General features: G+C 69.0%; 32 protein-coding genes and 1 pseudogene. 1 reads left to right on the top strand and 32 read right to left on the bottom strand.

The genetic code is table 11. The features are described 5' to 3' along the window. Nucleotides 1-68: 68 nt before the first annotated feature. The 14 genes from E4N62_RS25025 to E4N62_RS24960 all read right to left on the bottom strand — a co-directional run bounded on the left by E4N62_RS25025 (nt 69) and on the right by E4N62_RS24960 (nt 8,617). A complete protein-coding gene (locus E4N62_RS25025) occupies nt 69-566 on the bottom strand; it encodes a hypothetical protein (protein ID WP_230217956.1) in 498 nt (165 codons plus the stop codon). Nucleotides 567-645: 79 nt separating this feature from the next. Next, a complete protein-coding gene (locus E4N62_RS25020; RefSeq protein ID WP_230217953.1) occupies nt 646-2,025 on the bottom strand; it encodes a DUF5131 family protein in 1,380 nt (459 codons plus the stop codon). Continuing rightward, nucleotides 2,018-2,638, bottom strand: a complete 621-nt coding sequence (locus E4N62_RS25015; protein ID WP_230217951.1) for a hypothetical protein — start codon at nt 2,636-2,638, stop codon at nt 2,018-2,020. The genes E4N62_RS25020 and E4N62_RS25015 overlap by 8 nt, the downstream gene beginning before the upstream one ends. Continuing rightward, the gene (locus tag E4N62_RS25010) at nt 2,635-3,054 is read right to left on the bottom strand and encodes a DUF4326 domain-containing protein (protein WP_230217949.1); all 420 of its coding nucleotides are present in this window, start codon (nt 3,052-3,054) and stop codon (nt 2,635-2,637) included. Before E4N62_RS25010 ends, E4N62_RS25015 begins: the two co-directional genes overlap by 4 nt. Nucleotides 3,055-3,140: 86 nt before the next feature. Continuing rightward, nucleotides 3,141-4,364: a DNA methyltransferase gene (locus tag E4N62_RS25005; protein WP_230217947.1), complete on the bottom strand. Its 1,224-nt coding sequence runs from the start codon at nt 4,362-4,364 to the stop codon at nt 3,141-3,143. Between the two features lie 120 nt (nt 4,365-4,484). Then, on the bottom strand, nt 4,485-4,997 hold the full coding sequence (locus E4N62_RS25000) for a hypothetical protein (RefSeq protein ID WP_230217945.1): 513 nt from the start codon (nt 4,995-4,997) through the stop codon (nt 4,485-4,487). 156 nt (nt 4,998-5,153) lie between these two features. Beyond that, a complete protein-coding gene (locus E4N62_RS24995) occupies nt 5,154-5,501 on the bottom strand; it encodes a hypothetical protein (protein WP_230217943.1) in 348 nt (115 codons plus the stop codon). A gap of 39 nt (nt 5,502-5,540) precedes the next feature. Next, the gene (locus E4N62_RS24990) at nt 5,541-5,924 is read right to left on the bottom strand and encodes a hypothetical protein (RefSeq protein ID WP_230217941.1); all 384 of its coding nucleotides are present in this window, start codon (nt 5,922-5,924) and stop codon (nt 5,541-5,543) included. Then, entirely contained in the window at nt 5,900-6,451 is a 552-nt protein-coding gene (locus E4N62_RS24985; RefSeq protein ID WP_230217939.1) for a hypothetical protein, read from the bottom strand. The genes E4N62_RS24990 and E4N62_RS24985 overlap by 25 nt, the downstream gene beginning before the upstream one ends. Then, a complete protein-coding gene (locus E4N62_RS24980; RefSeq protein ID WP_230217937.1) occupies nt 6,448-6,609 on the bottom strand; it encodes a hypothetical protein in 162 nt (53 codons plus the stop codon). The genes E4N62_RS24985 and E4N62_RS24980 overlap by 4 nt, the downstream gene beginning before the upstream one ends. Continuing rightward, nucleotides 6,606-6,836, bottom strand: a complete 231-nt coding sequence (locus tag E4N62_RS24975; protein ID WP_230217935.1) for a hypothetical protein — start codon at nt 6,834-6,836, stop codon at nt 6,606-6,608. Before E4N62_RS24975 ends, E4N62_RS24980 begins: the two co-directional genes overlap by 4 nt. A 116-nt stretch (nt 6,837-6,952) precedes the next feature. Next, nucleotides 6,953-7,588, bottom strand: coding sequence for a GGDEF domain-containing protein (locus tag E4N62_RS24970; protein ID WP_230217933.1), 636 nt, complete (start codon nt 7,586-7,588; stop codon nt 6,953-6,955). Then, on the bottom strand, nt 7,585-7,845 hold the full coding sequence (locus tag E4N62_RS24965) for a hypothetical protein (protein ID WP_230217931.1): 261 nt from the start codon (nt 7,843-7,845) through the stop codon (nt 7,585-7,587). The genes E4N62_RS24970 and E4N62_RS24965 overlap by 4 nt, the downstream gene beginning before the upstream one ends. 391 nt (nt 7,846-8,236) lie before the next feature. Further along, nucleotides 8,237-8,617 (bottom strand): RNase adapter RapZ, encoded by a 381-nt coding sequence (locus tag E4N62_RS24960; RefSeq protein WP_230217929.1) that lies wholly within the window; start codon nt 8,615-8,617, stop codon nt 8,237-8,239. A gap of 296 nt (nt 8,618-8,913) precedes the next feature. On the opposite strand from E4N62_RS24960, the gene E4N62_RS24955 reads away from it, so the two are divergent. Then, nucleotides 8,914-9,330 carry a hypothetical protein gene (locus E4N62_RS24955; RefSeq protein WP_230217927.1) on the top strand — a complete coding sequence of 139 codons (417 nt, stop codon included), beginning with the start codon at nt 8,914-8,916 and terminating at the stop codon, nt 9,328-9,330. Between the two features lie 143 nt (nt 9,331-9,473). Here the strand turns inward: E4N62_RS24955 and E4N62_RS24950 are convergent. The 18 genes and pseudogenes from E4N62_RS24950 to E4N62_RS24865 all read right to left on the bottom strand — a co-directional run. Next, nucleotides 9,474-9,835: pseudogene (locus E4N62_RS24950) on the bottom strand (transposase); the annotation flags it as partial. Between the two features lies 1 nt (nt 9,836). Next, nucleotides 9,837-10,250, bottom strand: coding sequence for a hypothetical protein (locus tag E4N62_RS24945; protein WP_230217926.1), 414 nt, complete (start codon nt 10,248-10,250; stop codon nt 9,837-9,839). After that, nucleotides 10,247-12,319: an integrase gene (locus tag E4N62_RS24940; RefSeq protein ID WP_230217924.1), complete on the bottom strand. Its 2,073-nt coding sequence runs from the start codon at nt 12,317-12,319 to the stop codon at nt 10,247-10,249. The genes E4N62_RS24945 and E4N62_RS24940 overlap by 4 nt, the downstream gene beginning before the upstream one ends. Beyond that, the gene (locus tag E4N62_RS24935) at nt 12,316-14,235 is read right to left on the bottom strand and encodes a hypothetical protein (protein ID WP_230217922.1); all 1,920 of its coding nucleotides are present in this window, start codon (nt 14,233-14,235) and stop codon (nt 12,316-12,318) included. The genes E4N62_RS24940 and E4N62_RS24935 overlap by 4 nt, the downstream gene beginning before the upstream one ends. Then, a complete protein-coding gene (locus tag E4N62_RS24930) occupies nt 14,219-15,685 on the bottom strand; it encodes a hypothetical protein (protein ID WP_230217920.1) in 1,467 nt (488 codons plus the stop codon). Before E4N62_RS24930 ends, E4N62_RS24935 begins: the two co-directional genes overlap by 17 nt. Before the next feature lie 107 nt (nt 15,686-15,792). Next, nucleotides 15,793-16,278, bottom strand: a complete 486-nt coding sequence (locus E4N62_RS24925) for a hypothetical protein (RefSeq protein WP_230217918.1) — start codon at nt 16,276-16,278, stop codon at nt 15,793-15,795. A gap of 26 nt (nt 16,279-16,304) precedes the next feature. Continuing rightward, the gene (locus E4N62_RS24920) at nt 16,305-16,841 is read right to left on the bottom strand and encodes a hypothetical protein (protein ID WP_230217916.1); all 537 of its coding nucleotides are present in this window, start codon (nt 16,839-16,841) and stop codon (nt 16,305-16,307) included. Nucleotides 16,842-16,852: 11 nt separating this feature from the next. Continuing rightward, nucleotides 16,853-17,542: an ATP-binding protein gene (locus tag E4N62_RS24915; RefSeq protein ID WP_230217914.1), complete on the bottom strand. Its 690-nt coding sequence runs from the start codon at nt 17,540-17,542 to the stop codon at nt 16,853-16,855. 348 nt (nt 17,543-17,890) lie between these two features. Continuing rightward, complete coding sequence (locus E4N62_RS24910; protein ID WP_230217912.1) at nt 17,891-18,286, bottom strand: hypothetical protein; 396 nt, start codon at nt 18,284-18,286, stop codon at nt 17,891-17,893. Nucleotides 18,287-18,306: 20 nt separating this feature from the next. After that, nucleotides 18,307-18,552: a hypothetical protein gene (locus E4N62_RS24905; protein WP_230217910.1), complete on the bottom strand. Its 246-nt coding sequence runs from the start codon at nt 18,550-18,552 to the stop codon at nt 18,307-18,309. After that, nucleotides 18,515-19,756 carry an MFS transporter gene (locus E4N62_RS24900; protein WP_230217908.1) on the bottom strand — a complete coding sequence of 414 codons (1,242 nt, stop codon included), beginning with the start codon at nt 19,754-19,756 and terminating at the stop codon, nt 18,515-18,517. Before E4N62_RS24900 ends, E4N62_RS24905 begins: the two co-directional genes overlap by 38 nt. Further along, on the bottom strand, nt 19,753-20,373 hold the full coding sequence (locus E4N62_RS24895; RefSeq protein ID WP_230217906.1) for a helix-turn-helix transcriptional regulator: 621 nt from the start codon (nt 20,371-20,373) through the stop codon (nt 19,753-19,755). The genes E4N62_RS24900 and E4N62_RS24895 overlap by 4 nt, the downstream gene beginning before the upstream one ends. Before the next feature lie 8 nt (nt 20,374-20,381). Continuing rightward, nucleotides 20,382-22,823 (bottom strand): hypothetical protein, encoded by a 2,442-nt coding sequence (locus E4N62_RS24890; RefSeq protein ID WP_230217904.1) that lies wholly within the window; start codon nt 22,821-22,823, stop codon nt 20,382-20,384. Then, a complete protein-coding gene (locus E4N62_RS24885) occupies nt 22,820-23,146 on the bottom strand; it encodes a helix-turn-helix transcriptional regulator (protein WP_230217901.1) in 327 nt (108 codons plus the stop codon). The genes E4N62_RS24890 and E4N62_RS24885 overlap by 4 nt, the downstream gene beginning before the upstream one ends. Further along, nucleotides 23,143-24,282, bottom strand: coding sequence for a tyrosine-type recombinase/integrase (locus E4N62_RS24880; protein ID WP_230217899.1), 1,140 nt, complete (start codon nt 24,280-24,282; stop codon nt 23,143-23,145). Before E4N62_RS24880 ends, E4N62_RS24885 begins: the two co-directional genes overlap by 4 nt. Before the next feature lie 95 nt (nt 24,283-24,377). Continuing rightward, complete coding sequence (locus E4N62_RS24875; RefSeq protein ID WP_230217897.1) at nt 24,378-24,791, bottom strand: hypothetical protein; 414 nt, start codon at nt 24,789-24,791, stop codon at nt 24,378-24,380. A gap of 149 nt (nt 24,792-24,940) precedes the next feature. Beyond that, on the bottom strand, nt 24,941-25,585 hold the full coding sequence (locus E4N62_RS24870; RefSeq protein WP_230217895.1) for a hypothetical protein: 645 nt from the start codon (nt 25,583-25,585) through the stop codon (nt 24,941-24,943). Nucleotides 25,586-25,681: 96 nt separating this feature from the next. Further along, nucleotides 25,682-26,344 carry a hypothetical protein gene (locus tag E4N62_RS24865; protein ID WP_230217893.1) on the bottom strand — a complete coding sequence of 221 codons (663 nt, stop codon included), beginning with the start codon at nt 26,342-26,344 and terminating at the stop codon, nt 25,682-25,684. Nucleotides 26,345-26,395 lie beyond the last annotated feature (51 nt).

Here is a 26,395-nt window from a genome sequence, read left to right as displayed (position 1 = left end):
GACGTCGGGGGGCGCTTGGAACGAGCCGGTCCCGCCCGGCATCCAGGTGCGGGCGGCCGTCGTGCTGCTCACGTGCTGGCAGCTACGGAGGTGGTCAAGGGGGCGATGATCCGGGTGGCTTCCGCTTGCCAGGCCTCGCAGTCGCAGAACACCCCGCGCTGCGGATGTTCGGGGCAGCCCCGGCGGTATCGGCCGACCGCGGCGAGCAGTGCGGGGTGCGCGGTGCGGACCAGGCCGACGCTTCCTGTGACTGCCAGGTGGCCGTTCCATGTGGAGTCGACGTCGAATCCGCGGCGGCGCAGTTCGTCGGCGAGTGCCTCCAGTTCGCCGGGCTCCAGCGGGTTCGCCGGAACCTGGTCTCCGTCGTCGGTCTTGTACTCGACCTTGGACACATTCACGGAGACAACGGGCAGGTTGCGGGCTCCGGTGGGGCTGAAGCCGTACCAGCGGTTCGCGGCCGGGAGCCCGAGGGCGATGCCGTGGTGCTGCTGGTGGGAGTTGTCGGGCTGCTCGGTCTCATACAACCAGTGCAGGCCGGCGTCGAGGACGGAGTCGAGTGTGGTCATGGTGTGGATCTCCTCGTCGAGGTTGCGGCATGCGGGCGGTCTGCCGGGTGGTCTTTACGGCGTAAAGACCGGGCAGCGCTCAGCGTGCGGATCGGGCGATAGTGAGCGGCGGCACCGCGTCGTGGAGGTGGCCGTCCAGGAGGCGGCCGGCTCGCTTCTTGCCGACGCGGATCATCTCGATGCGATGTCCGAGGTCGTCGACCGGTTCTCCGACCAGCACGCTTCCGGCTACGGGGCGGCTACGGATGACGTGGTAGCCGCTGGGGACCCACTCTCCCCATTGTTTGAAGAAGTAGGGCACGTCCGCCGCCTGGCACTGGTCCCTCAGGCTGCGGGCCCAGGCGGGGTCCATCGGACGGCCTTTGGCTCCGCTCTCTCCGCCCGCGATCAGCCAATCGATCGTGGGAGAGTGTCCGCCATGCCGCGTTCGCCGATCACCGTTGCGGAAGTATCCTCCGCGTACTCCTCCGGCGAGACCATCAACGAGCTCGCCGACCGGCTCGGAACCAGCCGCGCAACGATATGGCGGCGTCTCCAGGAGAGCGGAGTTGCCGTCCGCAGGCGAGGCGGCAAGCGAGCTCCCCTCAGCGTCAAAGTCCCCACGGATCCAGGTGTTCTGGGGTACATCGCTGGCATTTTCGATGGCGAGGGGAACCTGTACTGGCGGCAGCAATCCGCCCATGGCAACGGTGCTCGCATGAGCATTTACAGCACCACGCCCGAGGTGATCACGTGGTTGGAGACCACCATCGGAGGCCGAGTGCGATGGGATTACGCCCGCGTCGAGCGTCACGGGTGGAAACCCATGGGGGACTGGTCGATCAGTCGTGCAGCAGATGTCACGGCTCTGCTCACTGCCCTCATCCCCTACCTCATCATCAAGCGAGACAAGGCTCGTCAGACTGTGGAGTTGCTGAGCCGGTAGCCAGCGCCCAAGATCGATCGGCCCAAGTAGCGGCTCGCAGGACAGGAAGCGGACGCGGGCGTTGATCTGGAGGAGGAGGGGGATCCGCTCATCGGCGCGGCGCTGGTCCTCGCAGGACGTGCCGATCCACACGTGGTCCGGCCACGCGTCCTTCCAGGGCACCATGGCGGACACGTTCTCCGGTCGCTTGGTCAGCAACTGCCAGCGCAGCCACGGCGTCTGGTCGATGAGCTCCCAGAGCCGCTCGCGAGCGGTGGTGACCTGGGGGTGGTCCTCGAAGACGTCGCCCATGCTGGCGGTGAACACACGGAGCGGCGTGCCGGCCTCCTGCGCCTCGCGGTTCCACTTCAGAGGCTTGCGCCAGTTCGCGCCGGAGAGCATCCGGCGCTGCCCGCCCAGGTGGAAGACGTCGTGGCCCCAGCGGTGGGCCAGCTGGTCCGCGTAGCAGTTCCTGCACCCAGGCGAAATGCGTGAACATCCCCACCAGGGATTGAAGGTGCGGTCTGTCCATTCGATGGCGGTGTGGTCACCCACGGGCTTCTTCTCCTGCGCGGTTAGACGTGGTGGTGGTCTCGGGTGTGGGGGTGTGGCTGAGGTAGGAGGCGTAGGCGAGTTCCGCGAACCGCCATGCCGCCGGAGTGTGCCGCTTCGGCCGCCAGGGTCTGGGGGCGACGAGGGTCTCGCGTTCGCCGTTGCCGTGGTCGAGGAGGACGCCGATGCCCCAGAAGTCCGCCTCGTACAGCAGGTAGTCGCGGCGCGGCGGGGTGGGGGTGACGATGGCGCGGCTGCAGATCGGGGCGTAGGAGCTCGCCCGTCCGATGCTGGCGCGGGTGCAGGTGGCGTGGACGGTGGCGAGGTCGACGCGGCAGGGCCGGATGGCGTGCCGGGTGACGAGGTCGGGGGTCAGGTCCAGGATGCCGGCGGGGGCTCGGCGTACGTCGCGCTGTTGGCGTTCGGTGAGGTCGTCGACCGGTACGGGGTCGTCGGCGGGGAGGACCATCAGTGTGTCCAGCAGGGCGCAGTGCGAGTCGGTGATGTGCCCGAGGCCGGCCTGCTGTCGGCGGGCGTGCTCGGTGGGGTCGACGGTCAGGTGGAGGGTCGCGGCAGGGTAGCCGCGTGGCGACGGCACCCGTATCGGGCCAGTCACGTGGTGGTCCTCTCGGGATGGGCGGCCAGCTCCAGGAGCACGCCCCCGTGGCAGTGGTCGGGCTCGCCTGCGCGGGGCAACGAGCAAGTACAGGCCAGGTCACGCCCCTTCAGACGGGGCAGGCCGGTGAGGACGCGTCGCCGGTCGAACGTCTTACAGCCGACGGTGTGGGTGTCGGGGCCTTCGCCGTCCAGCCAGGCCCGGTATCGGGCGCTTGCCTCCTTGCGGGCTGCTTCGGGGGTCTCCAGGTGCTGGGTGGTGCCGTCCGGGGCGATGAGGACCGTGCCCTGGATACGCCACGGGTTGCCGTAGCGGCTGCTGCGGTCGACGATCATCGCGCTTCCGACGCTCGAGCCTTTGGTGCGCTTGCGCTGGATGCGCGTCGGGCGATGGGTGGTCGCGGGGAGGCTGTGCATTGCGCTCCTTGGTGTCGTGCGGCCTCCGTGCTCACCGCGAGCCGGGATCGGCGGCACGTGGAAGGGGAGGGTGGCGGGTGCGGGGTTCAGAACAGGAGGGCCTCGTAGAGGAGTCGGTCGACGGCGTCGAGTTTCTCGTCGCGGCTGCCGGTGACCTGGGCGTGCTGGACGTGGGCGATCTGGTCGGGGTGAGGGCCTGCGAGGCGCCGGAAGAGGGCGGCGCAGATGGGGAGGGCGACTCCTGGGAAGATGCGGGAGTTCGCTGGCGGCCGCTTGCCCTCGGGGGTGAGGTCGATGATCCAGCCATCGTCGGCGGTGGCTCGCATGCGGCTGCGCATCCCGTTGAAGGCGGGGCTGATCAGCCAGGCCGACGGTGAGACGAAGGCGACCACGGCGGCGTGCTGGCGGGTTTCGAAGGCGCGCCACAGGGCCCAGCGCCAGAAGTACACGTAGAGGTTGGACAGGTGGTGTTCGATGCGGCCCTGGCCGGGGGAGCGGAAGTCGTCGAGGCTGGGCCGCAGCAGGTCCGTGGGGGTGGGGTTCTTGGTGCGTCGCTGCTCAATCCACGGTGCTGTTCCTCGGGCTTTGTCCTTGTAGGGCGGGTTGCCCACGATCGCGAGAGGTGCGTCGTGGGTGATGCGGTCGGCGACGGCCGGGGGAAGGTCCGCGTTCAGGGCGTTGCCGTGAATGATGTTGTCGTCGAGGAAGTCGATGGGCGGGACGCCGTTGGCGGCGAGCCAGCAGGCCGTCTTGGCGAGGTCGACCGCGATGGGGTCGGTGTCGATGCCGAAGACGCAGGACTGGGCGATCGTGGCGGTGAGGGTGTCCTGTTCGGGTGCGGGAGCGCCGTAGTGCTTGAGCAGTTCGGTGGAGTAGGCCGTGAGGTAGCGCGCCGCGAAGGCGAGGAAGACTCTTCCGCCGCATGCCGGGTCGATGACGGTCGTGTCCAGGATCCGTTCGGGCCGGTGGTCCGGGTCGTGTTCGAGGAGGGTGTGGAGGGCGCCGCCGGCCAAGGAGTGGGCGAGGGGCGGCGGTGTGTACCAGGCACCGCACGCGCTCCGCTCTTCGCTGTCGAGGAACTGTTCGCGTAGTTCGCCGAGCTGGGTCTCGTCCCAACTGGCGAGGTCGGCCTGGTCGTCGAGGTGTTTGGTGACACGGGCGATGGTCTGTGCGGGCAGGTCCACGGGCCAGGGGGCGGCCAGGCCTCGTGCGGTGGCGACCCGGCTGGCGGCCAGCCGCATGATCTGCCGGTGGTCGTCGGCATCGGCGTGTTCGGTGTGCAGGGGTGCGAGGGTCTCGGCCAGAGCCATCTGGAGCTCCCGTCGGTCGGCCGGCAGGCCTGGGGTTGTGCGCTGTGAGCGCAGGTGGAAGCAGCCGGGGCAGCCGGGCCAGGTGGCCGGCGGCCGCCCCGGGCCGTCTTGGGGTGCTGGTCAGACCGTGCGCGTGGACCCCGCGCTGCTCTGCCAGGTCCGGCGGAGCCAGCTCCGCATGCGGTGCAAGCGCGTCCGCCGTTGCCTGCTGGGCGGTGGCACGGAGGCGGGCTCCGTGTGAGTGGCATGGGCGGGAGCCGGAGTTGCACCACGGCGGTGGGCGGCAATGAGGTCGCTGAGCGCGCTGGGCTCGTCGGTGGAGCCGGCCCAACTGCCGGAGACGTGCCAGACGCTGGTGAGGCAGGCGTCCGGGTCGTTCCACGTCTGGTAGTCGGCGTACCGCTCGATGTACCCGAGCTCGGACAGGACATGGGGTCCCAGTTCGTCCTCGCCGGCGACCTGGCTGAGGTCGACGCCGTCTTCCAGCACGTGGATGGCGCGGACCTGTAGCCGGATTCCGTCGCCGGGGTCGCGTGGGAGCAGGAGATGTCCGCTGACGCGGAGCAGGTCGCTGGCTCCCAGGTCGTTGACGACCGCGTGCGCGAGCTCGGGGTTGGTGACTGTGCAGGGCATGACGAGTTCGTCGATTCGGTCTTCCGTGGGAGAGACAACCAGTTGGAACCGGACCGAGGCTTCGGACAGGTCGTCGGGGAGCGTCTGGTCGTCGAGGTAGCCGTCCAGGACGATCGGGCTGTCGGCTTCACCGGGGAGGGGCGGGCAGGGGAGTCGTCACCTCACGGCCCTCCGTACCTGGCGGCCGCGGGGGCGGAGCGCGCGGGGGAGCGCACCGACCGTCCTGCGGCGTTGGGCGTATTCGCGGGCGTGTGCTCGCCCGTGGGCGTGCGTGCACTGGGTGCAGGGTTCTTCGTCGCGGGCTTCGTGGCAGTTGTGACCCTCGACCGTGCCGTGCGGGGCGGTGATGTGGTGCAGGGCGGCCAGACGGTACAGGTCGGTGGGCTCGATGCTGGTGCGGGCGGTGATCGTGCGCTGCGTGTAGCCGTCGCGGAGCAAGGTCAGAGCGACGGCATGCGCGGCGGTCAGTGCCGGCCGCGGCCTGGGCATGACGGAAGTCGTCATTGAAGAGTTCCTCTTTCAACGGGGTGGAGAAGGGCGCGGTCAGCCAGGCAATCCGGCGAGGTTGCGCGTACGGACGAGTCGCAGCGCGGGCCGTAGTACGACCGGCTGTCCCGGCTCAGGAGGCGGGGTGTCGGCGGTGTTGACCACCAGGCGCAGGTCGCTGGTGTAGCCGTCGGGCAAGGCGAGGTAGCCACTGACCGTCAGAGGTATTCCGGGCGGCAGCTTGGCGAGGTCCGCAGCGGCTTCAGGGTCGGCGAGAGCGCAGGGCAACAGGGCCTCGCGGACTTCGTGCTCGTGTCCCACGGGGGCGCAGTTGTGGCCTTCAGGCGTGTACGTCAGCCGGAAGTACGCCTGACCGTCGATGAGTACGGCGGGGTCGGCGAGCGTCCCGCTCAAGGTCATCGGGTGGGTGTGCACAGACATGCTGAACTCCCTCCGAGCTGTGCGGGCGCCGCGGGCGCGGCCGGGCAAGCAGCGTCGGAGGTGGACGCGGCAGGTTCCTTGCGGAGATGAGCGGCAAGGTCGGCGGCGGATTGGGGAAGGGCTGCCGCGACGCGGTGACGCAGGGGGTCGTCGGGCACCCAGATCCGCTGGCGGCCCTTCACCTGCGTGACCGGGGTGGGCAGTCGGACGACGTCGGAGAGTTCCCAGTGCCATTCGCTGTCGAGGTCGGCCCAGGTGCTGCACTGTCCGTCGCAGTCGGTGTGTGCCCCGGAGATGCGGGCGACGGCCACCACGGCTCCCCTGGGCAACTCCAGGTCGTGGGGCACGTGGCGCAGGGCGACACGGTCGGTGCCGAGGCCGGCGTGGACGAGGATCAGCCCGCGGAAGGTCGGCGACCATCCGCGGTTCTCGATGTCCTTGCCGAGGACGGCCACTGCGGAGGCGTAGGGCTGCCAGAGCGTCAGCGCGCGCACGGCGTACGGCTCGTGGACGACGGGCTTGGTCATGCCGAGGTCCTCGCTTCCTGTGTGGACGGCTTGGCGGGGACGTGGGGAGGCGCGGGTGCCTGTCGTACGGCGGTGGTGACGGCGGCCCGCAGGAGGCAGTTCGTGATCTGGTAGGCGGCGAGCGGGTAGAGCGCGCAGGCGCGGGCGATCTCGATCACGGGGTGGCTCCGTTCCTCGCCGGAGCCGGGGCCTGGCTCGGTGCGGGCAGGCCGAGGCGCTGTGCGAGCGCGTGGCGGGCAGCCAGGTCGTAGGCCTCGTCATGGATGAACTCGGCGACCGTACGGATGCGGCCGCGGAGGCGAGCGAGTTCGGTCTCAGCGCTGCGCAGGGCCCCGGCCAGCGGTAACGGGGCTGAGCTCGCGACGTCGGTGGTTTGGCTGGTCATCGTTTTCCTGTGTCTGGTCGGCTCGCGGCTCCCGGGTTGCCGAAGGACTGGCAGACGGCATGCCGGGGCGGGCTCGCGGAATGGTGGTGGAGGGGAGTTGTGTGGCCGGCGCGGAGTCAGGCGGCCTGGCCCCAGAGGGCGGTGCCCGGGCGGCCGAGCCGGCGCCCGTTGACGGACGGAACGGTGGCGTGCTGGGAGTCCGCGAGGACGGCTCGGCCGGAGTGCTTGCCGTCGTAGAGGGCGGCATCGGCGGCACGCTGCAGCAGTGACAGCTGGTGGATGCCGAGGGTGCGGGGATCGGCGGCCCCGACCGAGGCGGCCACGTTGACGTCCTGGCCGTCGTCGAGGGTGACGGGTATGTGCAGCATCCGCACGAGCTGCTCCAGCCGGGCGCGCCGGTCAGCGGCTTCGACGGGCAGCACGATCGCGAATTCATCGCCCCCGAGTCGGCCGACGGCAGCGCGGGACCCTGCCCACGCGCTGAGGCGTGCGGCGGTGGCCTGCAGGACGGCGTCACCAGCCGGGTGCCCGAGCGTGTCGTTGATGTCCTTGAAGTGGTCTTGGTCGACCAGGACCACAAGGGCTCCGTCACGGTGCCGGCGTAGGAGCCGTTGGGCCTTGGCGGTGTAGACGTCGCGGCGCAGGAGTCCGGTCAGAGGATCGCGGCGGGCTGCGGCCAGGCGCCGGTACAGGCACACGGCGTGCGCGGCCCATCCGGCCGCTGGTACAGCGGCGATCAGGATCTCGTTCACGGCTGCCCCGCCTCGCTGTCGTCCCGGTCGCCGGGGCGTACGACGACGTACAGGTCGTCGGGGAGGGACTGGTGCACGTGGGCGCCGTCGCCGGCCTCGGCGGCCACGGCGTCGGCCCTCTGCAGGGAGCGCGGGCCGCCAGTGCTGATCTCGTAGAGGCGTAGCGACGGGCGGCCGTCGCAGATCTTGCAGCCCGGTGCGACGTTTACGCCGGGGGCTTGGGAAGTGCTTGCGGACGGCGGTAAGACCGTGGTCATCTCGAGTTGCCTCCGTTTCGGGGGTTGGTGGGGCGCGCCCGGTGGTTGGTAGGCCGAGGGCGCGCCCCGCGTGTATTGCCGGGCAGGACGGTTCCGCCCTGTGCTGCTAGGGCGATGTGCCTGGTGAAGGAGCGGTCGGATTGCGCACGCGACACGGGGTCCGGTCTCCCCGACCGCCGTGCGTGCAGGAGTGGGGGCGGCGATCGCCGCGATTGGGGACCGTCAAGGTCTGGCCGGTCCTCCGCAGCGCACCGGTCCGGTGGGGATCGGTGCGGCACGGGGAGCCGTCAGCGGCTGGGGCACTGGTCGGGGGTGGCCGCCCGGCCGGTGGCAGCGCGCCACCGGCGTCGTGGGGAAGGCCTCGGGCGGGCCGTCTCTCGCACCTCGGAGGTCATCGCTGGACGACGGGCCGTGCGAGGTCACGGTGGGTCAGCTTCACGACCAGGTCCCGGTCGACGAACGCCTGAGCCGACTCGGTGAGGCCGTACCCGCTGGCCTGCTCGACGTCGCCACAGACGACGGCGTGCAGCGCCATAGCCGTGACCGCGGCACGGTGGCGTCCGCCGGCGCACTGGGTGACCACGGTGATCGGCGCCTTCGTGGGTCCGGCAAGGTACGCCTGGACCTGCAGCGCGGTCGCTGCGAGGACCTCGCGCACGCCCGGCGTGTCCATCACAGCGTCGACGACGACCTGGTTGTGGGCGGTCAGTTCGCGCAGGTCCGGCGACACGTGCGGGTCCCTGAGCTGTTCTCCACCGTTTTGGACTCTCATGAGAGGCCGCATCCTTGATGTGTCGGGAGTCACTGACCGTTCGTGGTGGACCAGGGGAACAGTGGGTTGAGAGTCGGCCTCTCATCTCGGAGTTCACCCCTGGGGGTGGCGGGTTCGGTACCTGCTTTCGAAGTTCCCCGGTTGAGTTCGTCCGGCTCAGATTCGAACGGGGGCTCCTCACCCATGCGGCTGGCCGTCGTTGCGCGCGTCAGGTCGTTTCGTTCGGATCACCCATCGAGTTGGGCCCTCGATGGCTTCTGTAGCCTGCTGTCAGCTGTGTGTCGGGGGGAGATGACGTGGTGAACATCCTGTCCGTGGCCATCGGGGCTGGTTTCGGCCTCATAGGGGCCGTGTTCGGGTCTTGGTTCACTGCGCGCCGACAGGACCGCATGTGGCTGCGTGAACAGAAGCTGAAGGCCGGGGTCGGCTTCAACACCGCCGTGGTCCAGCTCATCGACTACCTTCGGGAAACGCAGCTGAGTGACGATGGCGCCGGGGCCAACGAACTGGCGGGCCGGATGCAGGAAGCCCGGTCAGCCCTCTACCTACTGTGCGCCGACGACACCGTCGATCTCGCCGACGCTCTCGCGCGTCGGGTCTGGGGTTCCCGGCCCAGCGAGGGCAGGGACGATCGCAAGGCCGAGTACAGGGAGACGGTGGATCTCCTTCGCCGCTTCACCCATCAGCTCCGGCAAGAGATCGCCAGGACGTAGTCTCAGTTGGTTCTTCGGTGGGAGGATTGGTGCAGATATCGCGGTTCGGGCCGGTGCGGGGCAAGGAGATGACGCTGTCTTCGAGAACGATCAGTCCCGTGCAGCTTCCCGGGAGTCGGCTGGCCGCTGCGGCGGGAGGTCCGGCGGGTGATGCGCCTGGTCATGATGGTGATCGCGGCCCAGGTGATCAGTGATTCCGAGTACTGGATGAGGCGTTCGTAGTCCCGTGCGTGACGGCGGGCGTGCATGATCCAGGCGAGCGAGCGTTCGACCACCCCGCGGCGAGGCAGGACGACGAACCCGCTGGCGTCTTTCGGGCGGCTGACGGTCTTGAGGGTGAGGCCGAGGTGGGTCTTCGCCCAGGTCATGTGCTTGCCCGCGTCGGCGGATCGGCCCAGGCGATCGCGATCTCGGGGTGCATCAGCCGCAGCCGGAACAGGACTTCCTTCGCTGCGTCGCGGTCGGTCATGTCGGCCGGGGCGACCATCACGAACAGCGGCAGGTACTCAGGCTCGGGGCTGCGACGGGAACGCGACGACGGTGCTCGCTGTGTCGCGCTCGGTCCGCAGCATCCGGTTGTCGTGGTGGAACGCGGCGATGACGGTGGCGGCGGCGGTCAGGCGACGGTTGAGCTCGGTGATCTCCTTCTTGGCCGCAGCAAGTTGGCGGCGGAGGTCGTCGATGTCGGCGTCGCGGCGGGCCTCGCCGGGGGTGAGGCTGCCATGGGCGATGATGTGGGCGTCCCAGTCGGCCAGCACCACCTTCGCGCGGAACATCGTGGCCGGGCTGACGCCCGCTTCGAGGGCGAGGTTGTTCTTCGTGAGCCGGCCGTCGCTGCGCTGCGGTTTGCCCGCCAGGAGCCGGTTCATGGCGTCGCGGAGCTTGTGCTCGGTCTTGGCCGAGACGCTCGTGTCGTTCATCGTGCGGCCTTTCGCAGGACGGCCTGTGCTTCGTCCCGCTGCTGTTCGAGTGCCGCGCGATGCCCGGGGGCCAGGCGGCGGGTCTCCAGGAGCTTGGTGAGGGATCGCTCCTCGCTGTCCCAGATCTCGACGTGCTGGGGGCCGATCATGCTGTTGCCGCAGCGGTCCGGGCGGCAGCGGTCCGGTAGGGGGCCGGTATGGCCGGGTGGGATCACAGTGTTCTCCAGGCAGACGGCGCCAGCCGGGTTGGCGGCGTCGAACAGACAGTTGTTCAGGGTTCCGAATCGGATGGAGATACGGGCCTGCTTCAGCAGGGCATGTTCGACCGTCGCGTCGCCTCCTTGGGCGGCGACGGTGTCACGGATCGTGTCGAAGGCGCGGGTCAGCTGGTCGACGCCGGGGCCGAACCCGATCGGCTCGTTCGCTTTGTGGGCGTCGAACAGGTCCCGCAGTCCGCGGAACCGGGCGGCTTCGATCGCCGCATCCAGGTGTTTGGCCCAGGATGTCGCGGGGGCGGCATAGCCCTGGGTGGTGCGGTTGGCCAGGGCTCGTGAGGCGACGTGCTTGAGCTGGATGCCCAGGGCGATCTCGGAGCCGGGGAACTGGTCGGTCAGCATGGACATGGTCCGGCGGAACATGTGCGGGGCGACCCGCTCGTTCGGGATGGGCTCCAGCCCGTTGACGTCTGTCCGGGTATTCACGTGCTCGATGAACGCCTTGATCCCTCCGACTGCCGTGAACCGTTCCGCGTTCCTGATCTCTCCGGCGATGCCGGTGAACAGTCGCTCGGGGTGTGAGGCGATCTCCTCCGCCAGGGCCAGGGCCCGGGCGACCGGTTCGATGATCCACCAGTGCTTTCGGGGGAAGTCCTCCTCGCCCTTGACCTCTGCCGAGACCACGGCCGGCGCCCCGAAGTGCTCGACCACCGAGCCCTTGACGACCTCCTGGACCTCGGAGTCGCGCATCATGCTCAACGCGGTGACGAAGACGTAGCAGGCGACTCGCAGAATCTGGATTTCTCTCGTCAGGCTGCGGGGTGCGAGCCCGCGGCTCCAGCCGCCCGTCGTGCCGTCCGCGCGCCTGACCTGTAAATACTCCGGCAGGACACTAGCGGTCGCGCACTGGCCACGCTCCACCGCCTCCAGCACGATCCCCCGCAGGCCGCGCGCCTGGGTGAAGATCTGGGCCCGTTTGTCGATTCCGATCTGAAACGACAGCAGCCCCCAGTGGATCATGCCTGCGTCAGTGATCCGCGGCGGATGGTGCTCGTCGTGCAGTGGGACGAGGTTGCTCGGGTCAGCCAGCCAGGCCCGCAGCCGGGCTTCCGCGCCCACCGACGAGCGTGTCGCCTCCGCCTGGAGTTGCTGCCAGCGTTCCTGGGCCCGCAGGATGTCTGGGGCGAAGGTGTCGATGTAGGTCCAGGCGGCCCGGATCAGCGGGAACCACACCTCAGGCGGGATGACCGGCGTCGACAGCGTCCGGGGGCCGCTCGCCGAAACACCCGTAGCCGCTCGTGAGGACATGCCCGCCCAGGGATCGCGGAGCAGGCCGCCGCCGGTCAGCAGGGGCCCGCAGCGGTGCAGTTCACGGATCACCGTGATGTGACTGGTCACGGTGTTGACGGCCAGCCCCTCCTCCTTCAGCCCGGCGATGCGGACGTGCAACTGATGTTCGGGCCATGCCCTGAGATCCTCGGGAAGGCCCCGCTCAGCGGCCCATGCCGCCAAGGCCCGCAAGGTCCCGACCCTCTTGATGGCAGTCCGGGGGTCGACCGGCCTGCGCGGGGTGGGGATCCCGGCGGCCATCACCTTCGGGTGCCGCGGGTTCAGCGAGATCATGGCCAGCTCGCGGGCCCTGAGGTGCCAGGGGCCGGTGAAGCCGTCGAACTTCAGCTTCCACTCGGCCGGGTGCAGGTTCGCCGGACGTTTCAGAACCCCGTTCAGGTCCCACTGATCACACTGCGCGAAGAGCGGACTGACCGCGCCCGGCAGCAGGGAACGCGACGTCAGGACCGGTTCGTCCGCGAGGAAGGCCGCTTCGGCCAGCAGGTCGGGGGCTGTGCTGTTCATGCGTTGAACTCCGCTCGTGCGGCGAGGGGAAGCTGCAAGGTGTTGGTGCCGTCGGCGATGTGCTGGAGGGCGGCGGCGATCTCCGCCTCGGTCCGCTCGGCGAGGACCGCCGCCAGGTTGGCGGCGGTCTGCCCCCAGAGGGTCTGGAAGTGGACCGGGCTCAACCGGGTGCGCAACTTGTCCAAGTGGTCGCTGAACAAGAGCAGTTGAGGAAGATGCGAGGGCAGAATCCAGGCATTGCGGCACTCCAGGCAGCGCAACGGCGCGACCGTGCAGAGATCACCGGGGCGGGAGAACGGTGAGTCGAATGGATCACGGCAGCTGGTGACGCCCATCTCCATCGCCCCGCTGCGCAGGTCCTCGACCTGCTCGGCGCTCAGTCCCAGCTCCCGCAGGGCAGGTGTGGTGTCTTCCTCTCCGAGCGCTGTCTCGGCCGCGGCGTCCAGGACGACGGGCCCGGCGATCGCCTTGTCGAACCACGACTGCTGGGCAGTGGTGATCACCTGTCCGGAGATCATCCGAAGGGTGGTGCCCTGCGCGTAGTGGCCGCGGAATGTCTCCTCGTGGTGGTCGTCCGCGATGTCGGTGATCCGGCCGCCGAAGGCGACGGCCTTCTCCACCTTCACCGACTTCCTCAGCCTCCGGACGTCGGCCAGGCCCTCCAGGTCGAGTCCCATCTCCTTCACCCACTGCCGGAAACGCCGCAGCCGTCCCTGGCCGACGGTGAACTGCCCGTTGGGCGGCAGTGTTCCTTGCAGGAACAGCGGCGCCGGACGCGTGCCGTAGAGCTCGCGCAACGGTGCGGTCGCTTCCATCAGCTGCCGGATGATTGCCGAGACTTCCAGGCGGGGCCGGTCCGCGTACTCCTGAGCGTGCTCAACCGCGTTCACCTTGTCGATGTGGGCGAAGGCGCGGCGGTGGATCCTGCGTGCCCGGTTCTTGGTCATGGTCAGCCGGACGCCGCCCTCGGTGAACTCCACCGAGTCCTCCGTCAGACTGGTCACCTCTTCCGGGGAATGACCGGTCGCAGCGATCAGGAGGACCCGGAAGGCGTGCAGGTCACGCTCGTTGGGATAGAGCTGGTTCAGCAGGCCGCGGACCAGAAAGTAGCCGCGCAGCCCGCAGCTTCGTCCCTCGGTCCGGACATGGTCCGGGATGATCGCCGCCAGCTCCGGGGCCAGGGGGAACGGGACCGTCCTGGCCATCTCCTTTGGCGAGACGGCCTGGTGGGCCAGGGCCCAGAGCAGATTCGGCATCGTCGACCAGCCGCGTTCGGCAGGGTGCCCGCCGGCGGTGACCACCTCCCATCCGGCCTTCAGCCGCTTGCGGAGCCGGGCGACGTCGTCCCAGGCTGCCCTGACCAACGCGGCCTTCTCCTTGCGGGAGAACTCGTCCAGTTCCTGGGTGGTGCCCCAGGCCAGGCCGTGGTCCTGAGCGGCCACCTGTGCCAGCCGGGCGGCAAGCGTCCGCTCGGGATGCTGCTGGCGCCGGTTGATCAGAATGCGCAGGTTCGCCGCGAAGGTTCCCGGGCGTGTCGAGCCAGGCGGATACTGGGCTGGCAGCGCCTGTTCCCAGGCCAGCAGCACTGCGGTCAGGTCCGGGTCCGCCCTGGCCAGGGACGCCTCCGCTGCCCGGTCGGCCAACTGTGCGTCGACATGCTCGCAGAACATCCGCAGGCCTTGACGGTGCCTGCTGGCCGTGCCGGTCCTGCGGGCCGTCACCTCGATGTATTCGCCCCACTCGTCCGCGAGTTCCGACGCGAGCGTCCGGCAGGCGAACTGCGACGGGTCGAACCTCAGGACCCTCTTCTTTCCCCTGGAGTCCGGCGTGACCACCTGCCGGACACCGATCCTCGCCGGCCCCAGGTGAGGGTCGTCGTGCCGGAAGTCCCGGCGCCGTTCACCGCGCCGCGGCATGACCGGCCTCCTCGCCTCTCATGCCCCGCAGGGCGATGTCCGCGTAGGTGTCCTCGTCGCCAGCCGCCCACTGGGCGAACGCGGCATCGACGTAGGACATTGGATCCTCCAGGTAGCGCAGGTACTCATAGGTCACGGCCGGGCTCGAATGACCGAGCCTCCGGCTGACGATCAGCAGCGGGTTGAAGGCGATGTGCTCGGCCAGCGTCACTGTGCCCGCCCGGTCCGCTGTCCGCTCGAGCTCGGCCGCCCGCCGCATCAGGAAATCCAACAACCGCAGGGCGAACGTGTGCCGCAGGTCGTGGAAACGCCAGCGCTTTACGGGAAGTTGAGGGGCCCGCTCGTTCTCGCGGGCCGCCGTCATCCGGTCCCATGCCTGGTAGCGGACCCGGTCCCAGGACGACGAGGTGAGCATCAGGCTGCCGTGACCGATGAACACCGCCAGTGGCTCCAGCCCGGCCGGTCCCTCATGGACCGTAACCCGCCGCAGATTCGGCGGCATTGCTGACCAGGCGAACGCCCGGTTCCGGTCCTGCCAGCGTCCCCGCAGCCGGCGCCGTGCGTAGTCGATCTCAGCGACCACGAACAGGTCCCGGTGGCGCCGTTCCAGCGTGCGGGCCATCGACTCGGCCATCTCCGGCCGCTCGATGAGCACGAACCGGTCCACCGAGGTCAGCGCGTCCGGCGGAACGTAGGCGGTGCGGTGCTTCTTGTATTTCGCGCACGCCTGGAGGTCGAACTCCGCTCCTTCGCCGGGCCGCCGCCTCCCGACCGCGAGTTCCGGCAGCAGCACCGTCGACCACTCCTGCGGCCGCATCCCCGACGTCACTGCCAGATCGGCCGCCGCGCGGCTCCGGTTCGGTGCCTGGCCGCGGAAGACCCGATCCACCCCGCCGTCCAGGGTCTGCCCGCCCAGTCCGACGTCCCGGAAGAACAGGTACTGCCCCAGCGTCAGGTGCCGGATATCCATGTCCCGGCTCATCCCGGTGGACAGCGGGTTCGAGGAACCCGCAGCCCGTAGCGGCGATGCGGGGCGCAGGCCCTGCCCGACCATCCAGTCCAGCAGCGTGTTGATCACCGACGCCTCGCGGTCCCAGACCGTCCCTCCCACCGGCACGTCCTGCAACTCCATGCGCGACCGCCGGTACGCCACCAGATCGGACTCCACGACCGTGCCCAGATCCCGGCCCCGCTCTGCGAGGAACTCCATCACCCGCAGCACGATGTAGGCGTAGTGCCGCAGCGTGTCCTCCGGATCGCGCCCCTGGTAGGCCAAGTGGCGAAACCAGGAACAGGCCGGCTCCACCGGCTGCATCTGATCGTCCACGATCACCGGCAGACGATCCGGCAAGGCCCGGAAGTCCAACCGTCGTACGGCCTCCACCCCAACCTCGCTGTACAACTCGGGCCGTTCCTGTACGCGGGCCCGGCTGACGAAGAACAGATCCACTACCCCTCCGGCTGAGAGAACTCACAACCGTCAGAGGTAACGAAGCAGCTCGCAAATAGTGTTGGGCGGCTCCTTCGGGGCCGCCCAACAAATGAGAGTGTCTGGAACTACCGGGAGAAGAAGTGGAAGCGCAGATCGATCGCGATGGTGGCGTGCTGCAGGATGTCGGCGTGCTCGGACTCCTCGGCGTCGTGGAGGCGCCCGGTGGAGACGATGGTGACGTCGGGGACGAGCGGCTGGGCGATAACGCGGTCCCGCTCGGGGTCCCATGCCGTGCAGTGTGTGTGCTCACGGCCGTCGTCCCAGCGCACGGTGATCTCCCACGGCCCCCAACTGTCGGTCTGGTCGTCGATGGCGAGGACCTCGTACGCCTTCCCCCAGTACGCGCTGTAGTAGCGGCCCCCGACCTGCTGGGGGCCGATCTGCCGCGCGATCCAGTCGGCGTCCTCTCCACTGACCAGATGGTCGTCGAGCGGCTCGGCGTCCTCGGTGCCGGCGGCGGGTTCCTCGACCGTGGGGTCGTGGTGGCCGATCCGACGGGCGGTCTGTGCAGTGCGGATTTCGTCCGCGTCGTCCGGGATGTTGTCGTTCACTGCTCGTTCTCCTTCGGTGTGTTGGGTCAGCCGCCGTCCGTGCTGTTCGTCCACCGGTGCCCGTCGGGGCAGGTGAAGGCGTGGTTGCTTAGTAGTTGGAACGGGCCGCGGTCGTCCCACGCGTGTGTCCCTGCCACCGGCGTCTGCTGGCACGTCGGGCACTTCCACGTCGCCAGGTCGTGCTCGGCCAGCGGCCGCGGTTCGGTCGACCGCGTCGCCGGGGCTGGAAGCGGTGGGGCGGTCGCGGGGTCCAGGAGGAATGCCAGGTGATCGACCGGCTTGGTCGCCCCCGGGGGGCGGACGGGGGGCGGTGCGATCCAGTCGTCCAACCGTTCCGCCCATTCCTCCAGCCGCTTCTTCAACGGCCGGGAGCGGGGCACGCCCCGTACGAAGAACAACACGGCCACCGCGGCGCCGGCGGCGGACGTGGCGGCTAAGGCCCACGAGACTCGCGAACCTAGGGCGCTGTGCAGCAGGGCCAGCGTGAACGCGGCCCTCACGTCGCCGTAGAACACCAGGGCGCCCAGCACGAACCCGATCCTGTTCCTGGCCTTCGGCAGCATGGACTCCCCCTTCATGCGAAGGCCCAGCCGGTGCGCCACGCGGCACCGACCGTACGGACGTCGGCGAACCCCTCACCGGCCAGCAGCGGCAGCGACAGCGCCGTCTGCTCGACCTGCCACTCGACGGTTTCGTCCGGCACTTGCAGGTCGGTCGGCCTTCTGGCGTTGCGGAGCAGGCAGACGTCCCGCCGGGTCAGGAACACGATCGCGACCACCGGCCTGCGCCAGCGCCGGGCCCGCTCCACGAGTTGGGAACGCACGGGGGCCTCCACGTTCGTGGAGTCGAGGACCGTGGTCTGCCCGTACTCCAGCCGCGTCTCGACCAGCAGGTTCTGGATCTGGACGGCTTGCGGCGTCACGAGCTGCTCGCCTCGGTTGCCGGAGAGGCGCCCCCGTTCCCGGTCGAGGCTGACGACCCAGTCGGCGGGGAAGGCCTCGGCGAGACGCGTCTTGCCCGCGGCCGCGGCCCCGACGAAGACCACGAGGGTCCCGGGCGCGAAGAGCTTCTGGGATTCGTCGCGTTCGTGGGCGTCGGCGTCGTGCGCCGCGTCCCGGGCGTCGAGGTATCGGTACTGGCCGGCCTGGCAGCCGGGGGCCTGGCAGTCCCAGCCGAACGTCTCCTGGGCTGGGTGGTTCACCGTGGCCGAGGCCTGTTCCGGGAACCGCCAGGTGAGGTGCGGCTCCAGAGTGGAGCTGGTCATGTGCTTCTCCCAATTCAGCGTGTTTCCCGGGCCCGTTGGCGTCGGGGCCGACGGAGTCCCTCGTCGCCCGGGTGCGGGGGCAAACTGGTGGGTTCTTTACGCCGTAAAGAACCCACCAGTTGGGTCACGGCCCGTGGGACGGGGGTGTGAGCCGGGACGGCGGTCAGAGTTGGATGGTGATCTGAGGCCGGGGGTCGCCGGCGCGGGTGTGCACTGTCCTGCGGTGTGCACTCAGGCCTGCGGCGCCGCCTTGGATCGGCAGGTGGCACTCGGGGCAGCCGCGGAACCAGGTGTCTCCCTCGGGCAGTTCGGCCGGAGTGAGCGGGTGCGGGTGCGGCCGCCGGGGTTTCATGCGTCGATCGCCTCCCGGGAGCCGGGGACGTATCCGATCGCGCTGGCGACGCATCCGATGTCCATGAGGCTTCCGGCGTCGTCGATCCGGTCCCGCAGAACCGTGTTGCATGCCCACGCGTGCCTGAGCTGTTCGACGAGCCACTTGGTGTCGTCACCGGCGTCGTCGAGCGTGGCCTCGATGGCGACCAGACGACCGGTGTCGAGCACACCGGCGGCCAGGTAGGCGTCGGCCCTTCGGACTTCGTCTTCGGTGAAGGCCTCGCCGATCCGTCGTGCGGCGTCGGCCTCCGGATCATCGCTGAAGCTCGCGAACCGGCGGAGCATCACCGCCTCGCAGGCGAGCGCCCAGTCATCCCAGCCGGTCTTGTTGCTGCGCTCGCGGAACGTCACGATCGATCCCCTTACCCGGGTCACTCGGAGGCCGCGATGACGGCCGCGACGGTTTCCACGGCGTGGTGGAACGCCTGGTCCAGGGCGTAGGCGCCGCCCAGCGGGCCGCCCAGGGCGTAGAAGCGCTCCTTGCCGGTGGCGTCCGCGAGTATCGGCAGGTTCGGATATTCGAGGGTGCGGAATAGAGCCAGGCACCGGGCGGCGGGCTCCCGCAGTTGGCGGTCGAGGTTAGGCCGACTTGTCGTGCGCAGGAATCGGCGGGGCATGACGGACGGCCGGACTGACGGTGGCGATGACCGCGGTAACAAGCATCACCGTGGCCAGCACGAACACGGAGCCGATGGGTCCGATGGTGGTGAGCAGGTATCCGGCACCGAGGGAGGCCAACGGCATGACCCCCCAGGACAGGGTCATGGCCGCGCTGGTGACACGCCCCAGCAACTCGTTGGGAACCAGGACGGTTATGTAGGTGATGATCACGACATTCCACAACGGTCCGATGAACGCGGTGGCGGCACCGATGGCGCCGATCAGCAGAGGGCTCGACGTGAGTGCGAACAGAGGCAGAAGCGCAGCCCAGATCCAATTGACGCCGACGATGACGGTCTTGGGCTTGAAGTGACGATGGAGCCTGCTCGCCGCGAGTGCGCCGATCAGACCACCACCGCTGTAGATGCCGAGCATCATCCCGATGGTGGTGGATGTGGCGCCTTGGCGCTGGGCGAGGACGACCAGGATCAATACGAGGGCCTGGAAGACCAGGTTGCTGACGGCGATCAACAGGATCGCTGCGCGGATGAGGGGGTGGCGCCAGACCCAGCGCAAACCTGCGGTGGTCGCCTGCCACAGAGGCTCCGAGGGAGGCTTTGTCTGGTTCTGCAGGTCGCTTCGGATGAACAGCAGCACGATGGAAGCAACGATGTAGGAGACCGCGTCGGCCAGGAACGGCATGGCGCGGTCGATGCCGAAGAGCATGCCGCCCAGGGGAGGACCGGCCAGAGCAGCACCGCGGCTCCTGGCCTCGTTATGGGCCACTGCGGTGGACAGAAGCGCGACAGGGACGATCTTCGGGAGTGCGGCGCGCTCGGCCAGCCCGAAGAAGACGAAGCACAGTCCCTGCACGAAGGCGATCACGGCGAGGTGCGCGACCGTGAGTTTGCCCAACCACATGGCAATCGGGACGGTGGAGAGTGCCAGTCCCGCAACGAGTTCGCTGATCAGCAGGATCTTGCGGCGGTTCCACCGGTCCACCAGCGCTCCGGCCGGCAGGTGAGCGATGAGGAAGGGGAGCGTGCCGGCGGCTCCGACGATCCCGGCGTCGGAGGGCGATCCGGTGGTCGCCAGCACAAGCAGCGGCATCGCCGTCCCGCTGATCTGGGCGCCCAGGGTCGAGACGACCTGACCGCTCCACAGAGCGACGAACTCGCGGTTGCGCCATAACGAGGGTCGTTCGGCGGTCGGGGCAGTCACGACGCGTCCCCGCTGTCAGGAGTGGGGAAGGCATGGAACACCACGGAGATGTGCCGACTGCCGGGGGGAGCCTGACCGGGTTCCCGGTCCCAGCGTTTGAGGAAGGCGATGTACTCCTCACCGAACTCGGCCAGCTCTTCAGCGGTGAGCATGGTGCTACCGAAGGAGTGCATGGCGCTGGCTGCAAACTCGCCGAACGCCTCTCTGTTGGACAGGTAGGCGGTCAGGTCACGATCAGCACGCTCCATCCATTGCCGGTGGATTTCCTCAGCGGCGAGAGCAACCTCGGGTTCCGTCGGGCGGCGCGGCAGCCGCACGTCCTGTGGGATGGCCCGCCAGTACTTGCGACGCCCGGATGAGCGGTCCGTGTCCTCTTCGATGAACCCGAACCGGGCCAGTTGCCGCAGGTGATAGCTGGTCGCGCCGCGGTCCTCACCGAACTCTGCGGCCAGGTCGGCGGACGTAGCCGGACCATGGCGCTGAAGCCAGGTCACCAGTTGTTGGCGCAGCGGGTGAGCGAGGGCCTTGAGTGCGTCGATGTCAGACAGCATGCGTGGTCGTGATTCAGGCATGATGAGAAGATATATATGCAAAGACTTCTTCTCAATGCTCTTCACATGGCTTCTCAGGATCGGCGGGCCACCTCGGCTGCGTAGGCGGTCCTGACGGCCCCGGCGGCCCACCGTTCGGCGGCTGACGGGCTGATTCCGAGAAGGCGTTGGAGGACGGCCGGTGGCATCTGTGTGCAGAGATCAAGCAGGGCTGCGCATCGTCCGGCTTCGGCAGGGAGTCCGATCTTGCGGAGGCGGCGACTGAGTTGCTTGCTGCCCAGTGGCTTGCCGGGCCGCTGAGTCGGGAAGAGCCAGGGTGCGTTGAGGTCGTTCGACATCACGGTGCGTTGATGATCGTTTGCGATGTCGACGAGCTGGAGGACTAGGCCGTCAAGGGGCGGTGGCAGCCTCAGCGGCGTCTTGTTGAGGCGGAGCGCGACGCCGTTCTCGTCGTGGATGACGTGCGCGGTGGTCAGCCGACAGGTCCTTGCAGGGAACTGGCCATAGAGCAGGACCATCAGCCCCGCGACGCGGTCTTTGGTCTCGAAGGAGTCGTCGTGGAGTAGCCCGCGGGCAATGGCCCAGCGCTCCTCGGCGTCGAGCGGGCGGTGGAAGATCCGCCGTGGTTTGGTGGGGATGCTGATCCCGGAGGCGAACTTGCTGCGGACAGCCCAGCTGACGAACGGCCCCGCGATGTAGGGGCCTTGGTGGTTCTCCGAGACGAGCCAGAGGTCGATGAGCGGTTGTCGACAGGTCGCCAGAGTTTCACCCTGCTCCTTGATCCAGGCCAGGAAAGTGATGGCCTTGGCGATGCGGGTCTGTGTGACGTCCTGGACAAAGGCGGAAATCGGCTTGCCGCGAGCCCGGCGCCGGATGCGTGCGATGCGGTCCCAGCGGGCGTAGGCGGTGATCAGGCGGCGGTCTTCGGGATCTTCGATCGATGCGGTCTTGCGTTCGATCCATCGCTCCAGCCGGGCCATGTACTCATCGCGGACCGGCAGGACGCCGGCGGAGACCAGGACGGCCCGGAAGTAGTCGACGGCCATGTCCTTCTGGCTGGTCATGCGGGCGTCGAGGGCCTCGTGAGTGAGCTCGCAGGTTCCGGCGGCGAGGTCGGTGACCAAACGGGTGGCCGTGGGTGATTCCCGCAGATAGAGCAAGGCCCTGCGGGGGTTGTGGTTCAGCAGGGCGTCCACGATCTTGTCGAGTTCGGGACGGGGCTTCCCATCTGGCGGCGTCAGCAGCTTCCGCAGTTGGCGGTCGCCTGCGCATCTCCGGCAGAGGCCGAAGTGGAACAGTCGCTCGACCGTGCCGCACTGCTTGCAGGGCTTGTGTGCCTCTGGGGCCTGTTCCCAGCAGTTTTCGCAGATCGGGCCGCGGGGAGTGCGGGCGGCCACCGTTTTCAGGCGCCCGCAGTCGGTGCAAGGTTCCAGCTTGCGCGAGCATGTCCGGCAGCGGGGTGAGTCGGTCCAGGCGAAGAGGCAAGCCCGGACCTTGCCGCAGGAACCGCACTGGACAACCGGCGGTTTGCGGCAGACGGCGCAGATCGGCCCGTCGGCCGTGCGGGCGCCGACGCCCTCGACGCGACCGCAGACAACGCATTTCTCCTGGTAGGAGGGTTCCTTGTTGCGGCAGGTGTTGCAGATCGGGGCTCCGGTGTCGTCGCGTCCCGCCACGGGGCGGTTGCGTCCGCACCACTTGCAGGGCTCCGCTTTAGCGTGGTTGTAGCAGGTTCCGCAGACTCGGAGTCGGTTGATCGAGTGGCTGAGCCGGACCGCCCGGTCGCAGTGCGGACACTTCGGGGCAGGGACGCCGTTGGCGCCGGCCTCGTGGAGCCGGTTGACCAGGAGGACGGTCTTGGGTCCATGGTGGTGGGCCTGGCCGGTCAGCAAGCCGGGCTGGTTCTGGAGGTCCCAGAGCAGGCGGCGGGTGACCGACGTGTTCCCTCCAGTGACCTCGGCGATCACCGTCCGCAGTACGGCTTCGTCGAGTCCGAGGGCAAGGCCATCGAGGTAGCCGAGCAGATCAGCGCCTGGGTCCTCGGTGCACTGGGTCTTGTAGCAAGAGCGGCAGACCTCTCGTCCGGTGCGGTCGAGGCCGTAGCGCGGGGTGTCGCCGTTGGCGCAGATCGCGCAGGCCCAGCCCGAGCCCGCACCCTTGCGGTTGTCGGAGCCGCTGCAGGAGGAACAGACGCGGCGGCCGGAGCCGCCTATGCTCCCGAGAGGCCGCAGCCTGCCGCAGCGCGAGCAGGGCGGTCGGACGACGTGGGCGGCGCCGAGCTCAGTGAGAGCGCGGATGAAGCGTTCGACCGAGGCCGGGCCTTCGGCCCGGCCTGAGGTCAGCAACTCGGGATCGGCTTCGAGGACCTGGACCAGGCGGACGGCGGCCGACTTGGACCGAACCGCCTGGCCTATCGCCTTCCGGACAGTCTCCGAGGGCAGATCCGGTTCGACCGCGGCGACCAGCTCGCAGATCACCGCGTGCGGGTCGACGGCGGTCCGGGAAATTGCGGTCACGACCTGGTGATCCGGGCCCGCTTGGGCCGAAAGTCGCCGACGCCGGTCGTCTCAGTGCCGTCCGCGGCCTTCTTCGCTCGCGGCCGGCCTGCGGCGACCGGCTCGATCAGGTCGTCCATCGAACAGTCGAGGATGTCCAGCAGGGCCATCAGGACCTTGAGGTTGAGCCGTTCCGGGACCTCAACCACGAGCCGGTAGATCTGGCTGGCGGACAGGTCGATGCCCCGCTCGGCCAGCAGAGGCCGCAGATCGGTGGTGGAGAACATGCCCTTCGTGGCCATGACCTCGCGCAGGTTCCACTTGTAGTCGAGCTTCGCCGTCATCGTCGTCCACTCCGTTCCAGGACCCGCTGGCCGGGGTCGTTGCCGAAGGCCAGATCGATGGCCTTGAGCATCATCGTGTTGGCGAAGTCGTCACTGACCGCGGTGTAGAGGGCGGTCGTGGACGCGTAGAGGTGACCGACCTGTTCTTGAATGAACTTCGGGTCGACGCCGTCCTCGATATTGTGCGTGACGTACGAATGCCGCAGGCAATGCGGCACGAGTTCCTCCGGGAGCCCCAGTTCCTCGCGGTAGAGAGCGAACCGGTCCTCGATCTCGCGCGTCCTGAGCCGGCCTCCGCGTTCGGTCAACCACAAGGCGGGGTGGGACGGGAAGCCGTAACGGGGGCGGACGTTGACGACGTAGTCCTCCAGGGCCTCCACGGCCCAGGGCATAATGCTGGCGACGTTCCGCCGACGCGGCCCCGACCCCTTGGTGCCCTTGGCCTTGCGGACGTGCACCATGCCGTACCTGCCGAACTGCGGAGCCTTCGCGTTCCGGTAGAGGTCCACCAGGTCCAGGCCCGATGCCTCCGAGGCCCGCAGGCCCCAGCCGTAGACCGTCTTGAACAAGGTGGAGTCCCGGTAGGCGGTCAGGGCGCCCTTGCGGCCTCGCTTGATCATCCGGTCCACCCGGTCGTCGATGTGGTCGAAGAGGAGCTGGCACTCCTCCCGCGTCATCGGCCGGCGCTCTGCGCCGCCCTCGTAGTCCACGAGGTGTTCGCGCCGGTTGCCGTCATGGAGGATCGGCGTCGGGTGTGTGCCAAACCGTTCCAGGCAGACCTCCGCCCACCCGTAGACCGGGTTGAGGAGATAGTCCATGAACAGGCTGATGGCCCCTTGGTAGTTGCGGAGCGTCGACTTGGCGCGGTTGTGTCGCATCACCAGGTCCGCCATCCACTCGTCGATGTGCGCGGCCGTCCAGTGCCAGGGGTACTCGTTTGTGAACTCCTGGAACGTCTCGACAACCCGGCGGCGGCCGTCGGCAGTGCCCGGCTGGAGCCCCCGGCCACCCAGCTGCTGCCGTGCCCATCCCGACAGCATCGCGTCGAGTACGGCGTCCTCGGGGTGCAGCAGATGCACACCCGAGACCAGCTCCAGCACCGCGGCGCCTTGCACTTCCCTCGTACCGTCGGACACGCCCCACCCTCTCTCACCAGAGGATGGAATCATGCATCTGATGAATGAGCTCTGTAAAACCCGCAGGTCAACGGCGCGATGAGCTTCGCTGGACGTTAGACAGCCAGCCGGTACACTTCCCGCAGTTCAGGGCCAGCGGCCGACAGCCGAGCCTGCATCAGATGCAATTCCCCGGGGTCGGCCTTGAGGTGGATACGCCGGTCGGCCCACCAGTGGGTGGCGGCCGACAGGGCGAGCGCCGCGGCGACGCGGCTGGGCTTCAGGCGCAGCCCGAGGACGCGGGACCCGGCGTACAGGACAGCGGCCTGGGTGGCGGTGTAGGTGGCGACGTGCGCGGTGCAGGCGATGCGACCGGTCCAGCTGGACTGGCCTTCGTTCTCGTCGTGCTGGCCCTTGGTGACAGCCTGGTGGTCGGACTGGATCCAGTGGTCTCCGAGGTCCGCTGCCATGCGGAGCAGGGCGTAGGCGGAGGCGAAGCGGATGGCCGAGGCGCTGCTGTGGTCGGTCATGTGGAAGGTGCTCCTTGTATCTGTGGTGGGTGGCTGCGAGGCCACGGGATGGCCTCGGTGGTGACGGGCGACGTCAGATCGTCTGTGGGGTGTCGGAGGGCGAGGGCCGCGCCGACGACATGGTGTGTGCGGGTCGTCGCAGTGGTCCGTCAGCGGGGGGTGCGGTGGACGCGCCGGAGGTCGGCCGAGCAGGCATCGCACAGGAAGCGGCACACCGCGGCGAAGGGGTCGGTCGTGCCGGTCCCGAGCTCGGCCAGGCAACCGCAGTTGTCGCAGACCAGGCCGAGGAGCTTGCGGAGTTCGTCGAGCTGGCCCGCGAACGCGGCGCGCTCGCCGGGGAGCATGGCGGCGACGATCCGCCGAGCGTCACTCCGGTCGCCGGCGAGTACAGCACACACGGCTGCCGTCTCCGGGAACGTGGCAACGGCGGTCGCCGTGACGTCGGTCGGGGCGCAGCAGGTCGGCGGCTGGAGGTCGCTGCCGTCGTCTTCGGCCAGGCCGGGGTCGGGGGGCACCAGCGTTGTGGGCGCCTCGTACGGGGCGGTGATCTTGTCGAGGGCGGCGCGGATGCGGTCGGCGTTACCCAGGACGAAGGAGCGCTGCTGCTCGGGCGTGATGCCGTTCAGGTGAGCGGCGGTCTCGTCCTCGGGCGGGCCGGCCGTCTCGGCCAGGTGCTCCAGATGAAGCGTCACCACGACCAGCTCGCTGATCATCGGCGTTTCCGCGGCTCGGGTACTGGGGCCCACGGCCTCGGGTGCCTCCGTGCGGCTGTGGGTGATGTCCATGGTCGTCATGGGGCGCTGGCCCTCCGTGTCGGTCGGAGCCCGTCTGCCGGGCCTCTGCACTGCCCCGGCCCGCGAGGGGTCGGGGCGGCACAGGGGTCCGGCAGGTCAGGCGCTGACCGGCTCGTCCTTCACCTCGTGGTTGAGGTGCCGCTCCAGGAGGTCACGCACCTGGTCCATGGACGTGACGGGGACCGGCTCGTCCTCGGCCCCCGTGACAACGAAGGCGTATTCGTGGGTCGCGAACTTGCCGTCCTCGTTCTTGCGGTAGTGCACGTAGGCACCGTCGGTGAGGGGGAACAGGGCGCTGGTGCCGTCGATGCCCACCCACAACTTGGCCTTGTGCAGGAGGTTCCCGGCGGGGTCGACCCTCCCGGAATACATCGCGGCGTCGTGGGCGCCGCCAGCCCGGGCTGCCTCGGTCAGGCGGTCGATGAGGTCCTCGGCGTCGGTGGGCAGGTCCTCGTCCGTCTCCTGTGTGCCCAGCCCGTAGGCCGGGGAGGTCGAGGTGCGGGTGAGGGCACGCAGCGGCGACATGAACGAGTCGAGGAGTTCGCTGACCCCGAAGGCGAAGGCGATTGCGATGAGCCCTGCGGAGAAGGCGGCCCAGGTCGACGTGGTGCTGCCGGGCCAGCCGTCGACTCCGGCGTCGGTCAGCAGGGCCGGCGCGTTGTAGCCCAGTACGCCGCCGGTTCCGGCGGCGGCCAGCATGACGACGTTTTCGAAGCCTGCCAGGGCGATGGCGGCGGTGGTACGCATGGTCTTGCCCATGGGGTTCTCCTCCTTGGGGAGTCCGGGAGCGGGGTGGAAACGCGGGGAGAC

The organism is Streptomyces sp. MNU76 (assembly GCF_020982545.1).
In the GTDB taxonomy this organism is placed as follows: domain Bacteria; phylum Actinomycetota; class Actinomycetes; order Streptomycetales; family Streptomycetaceae; genus Streptomyces.
This window is presented reverse-complemented; position numbering and strand designations above follow the sequence as displayed.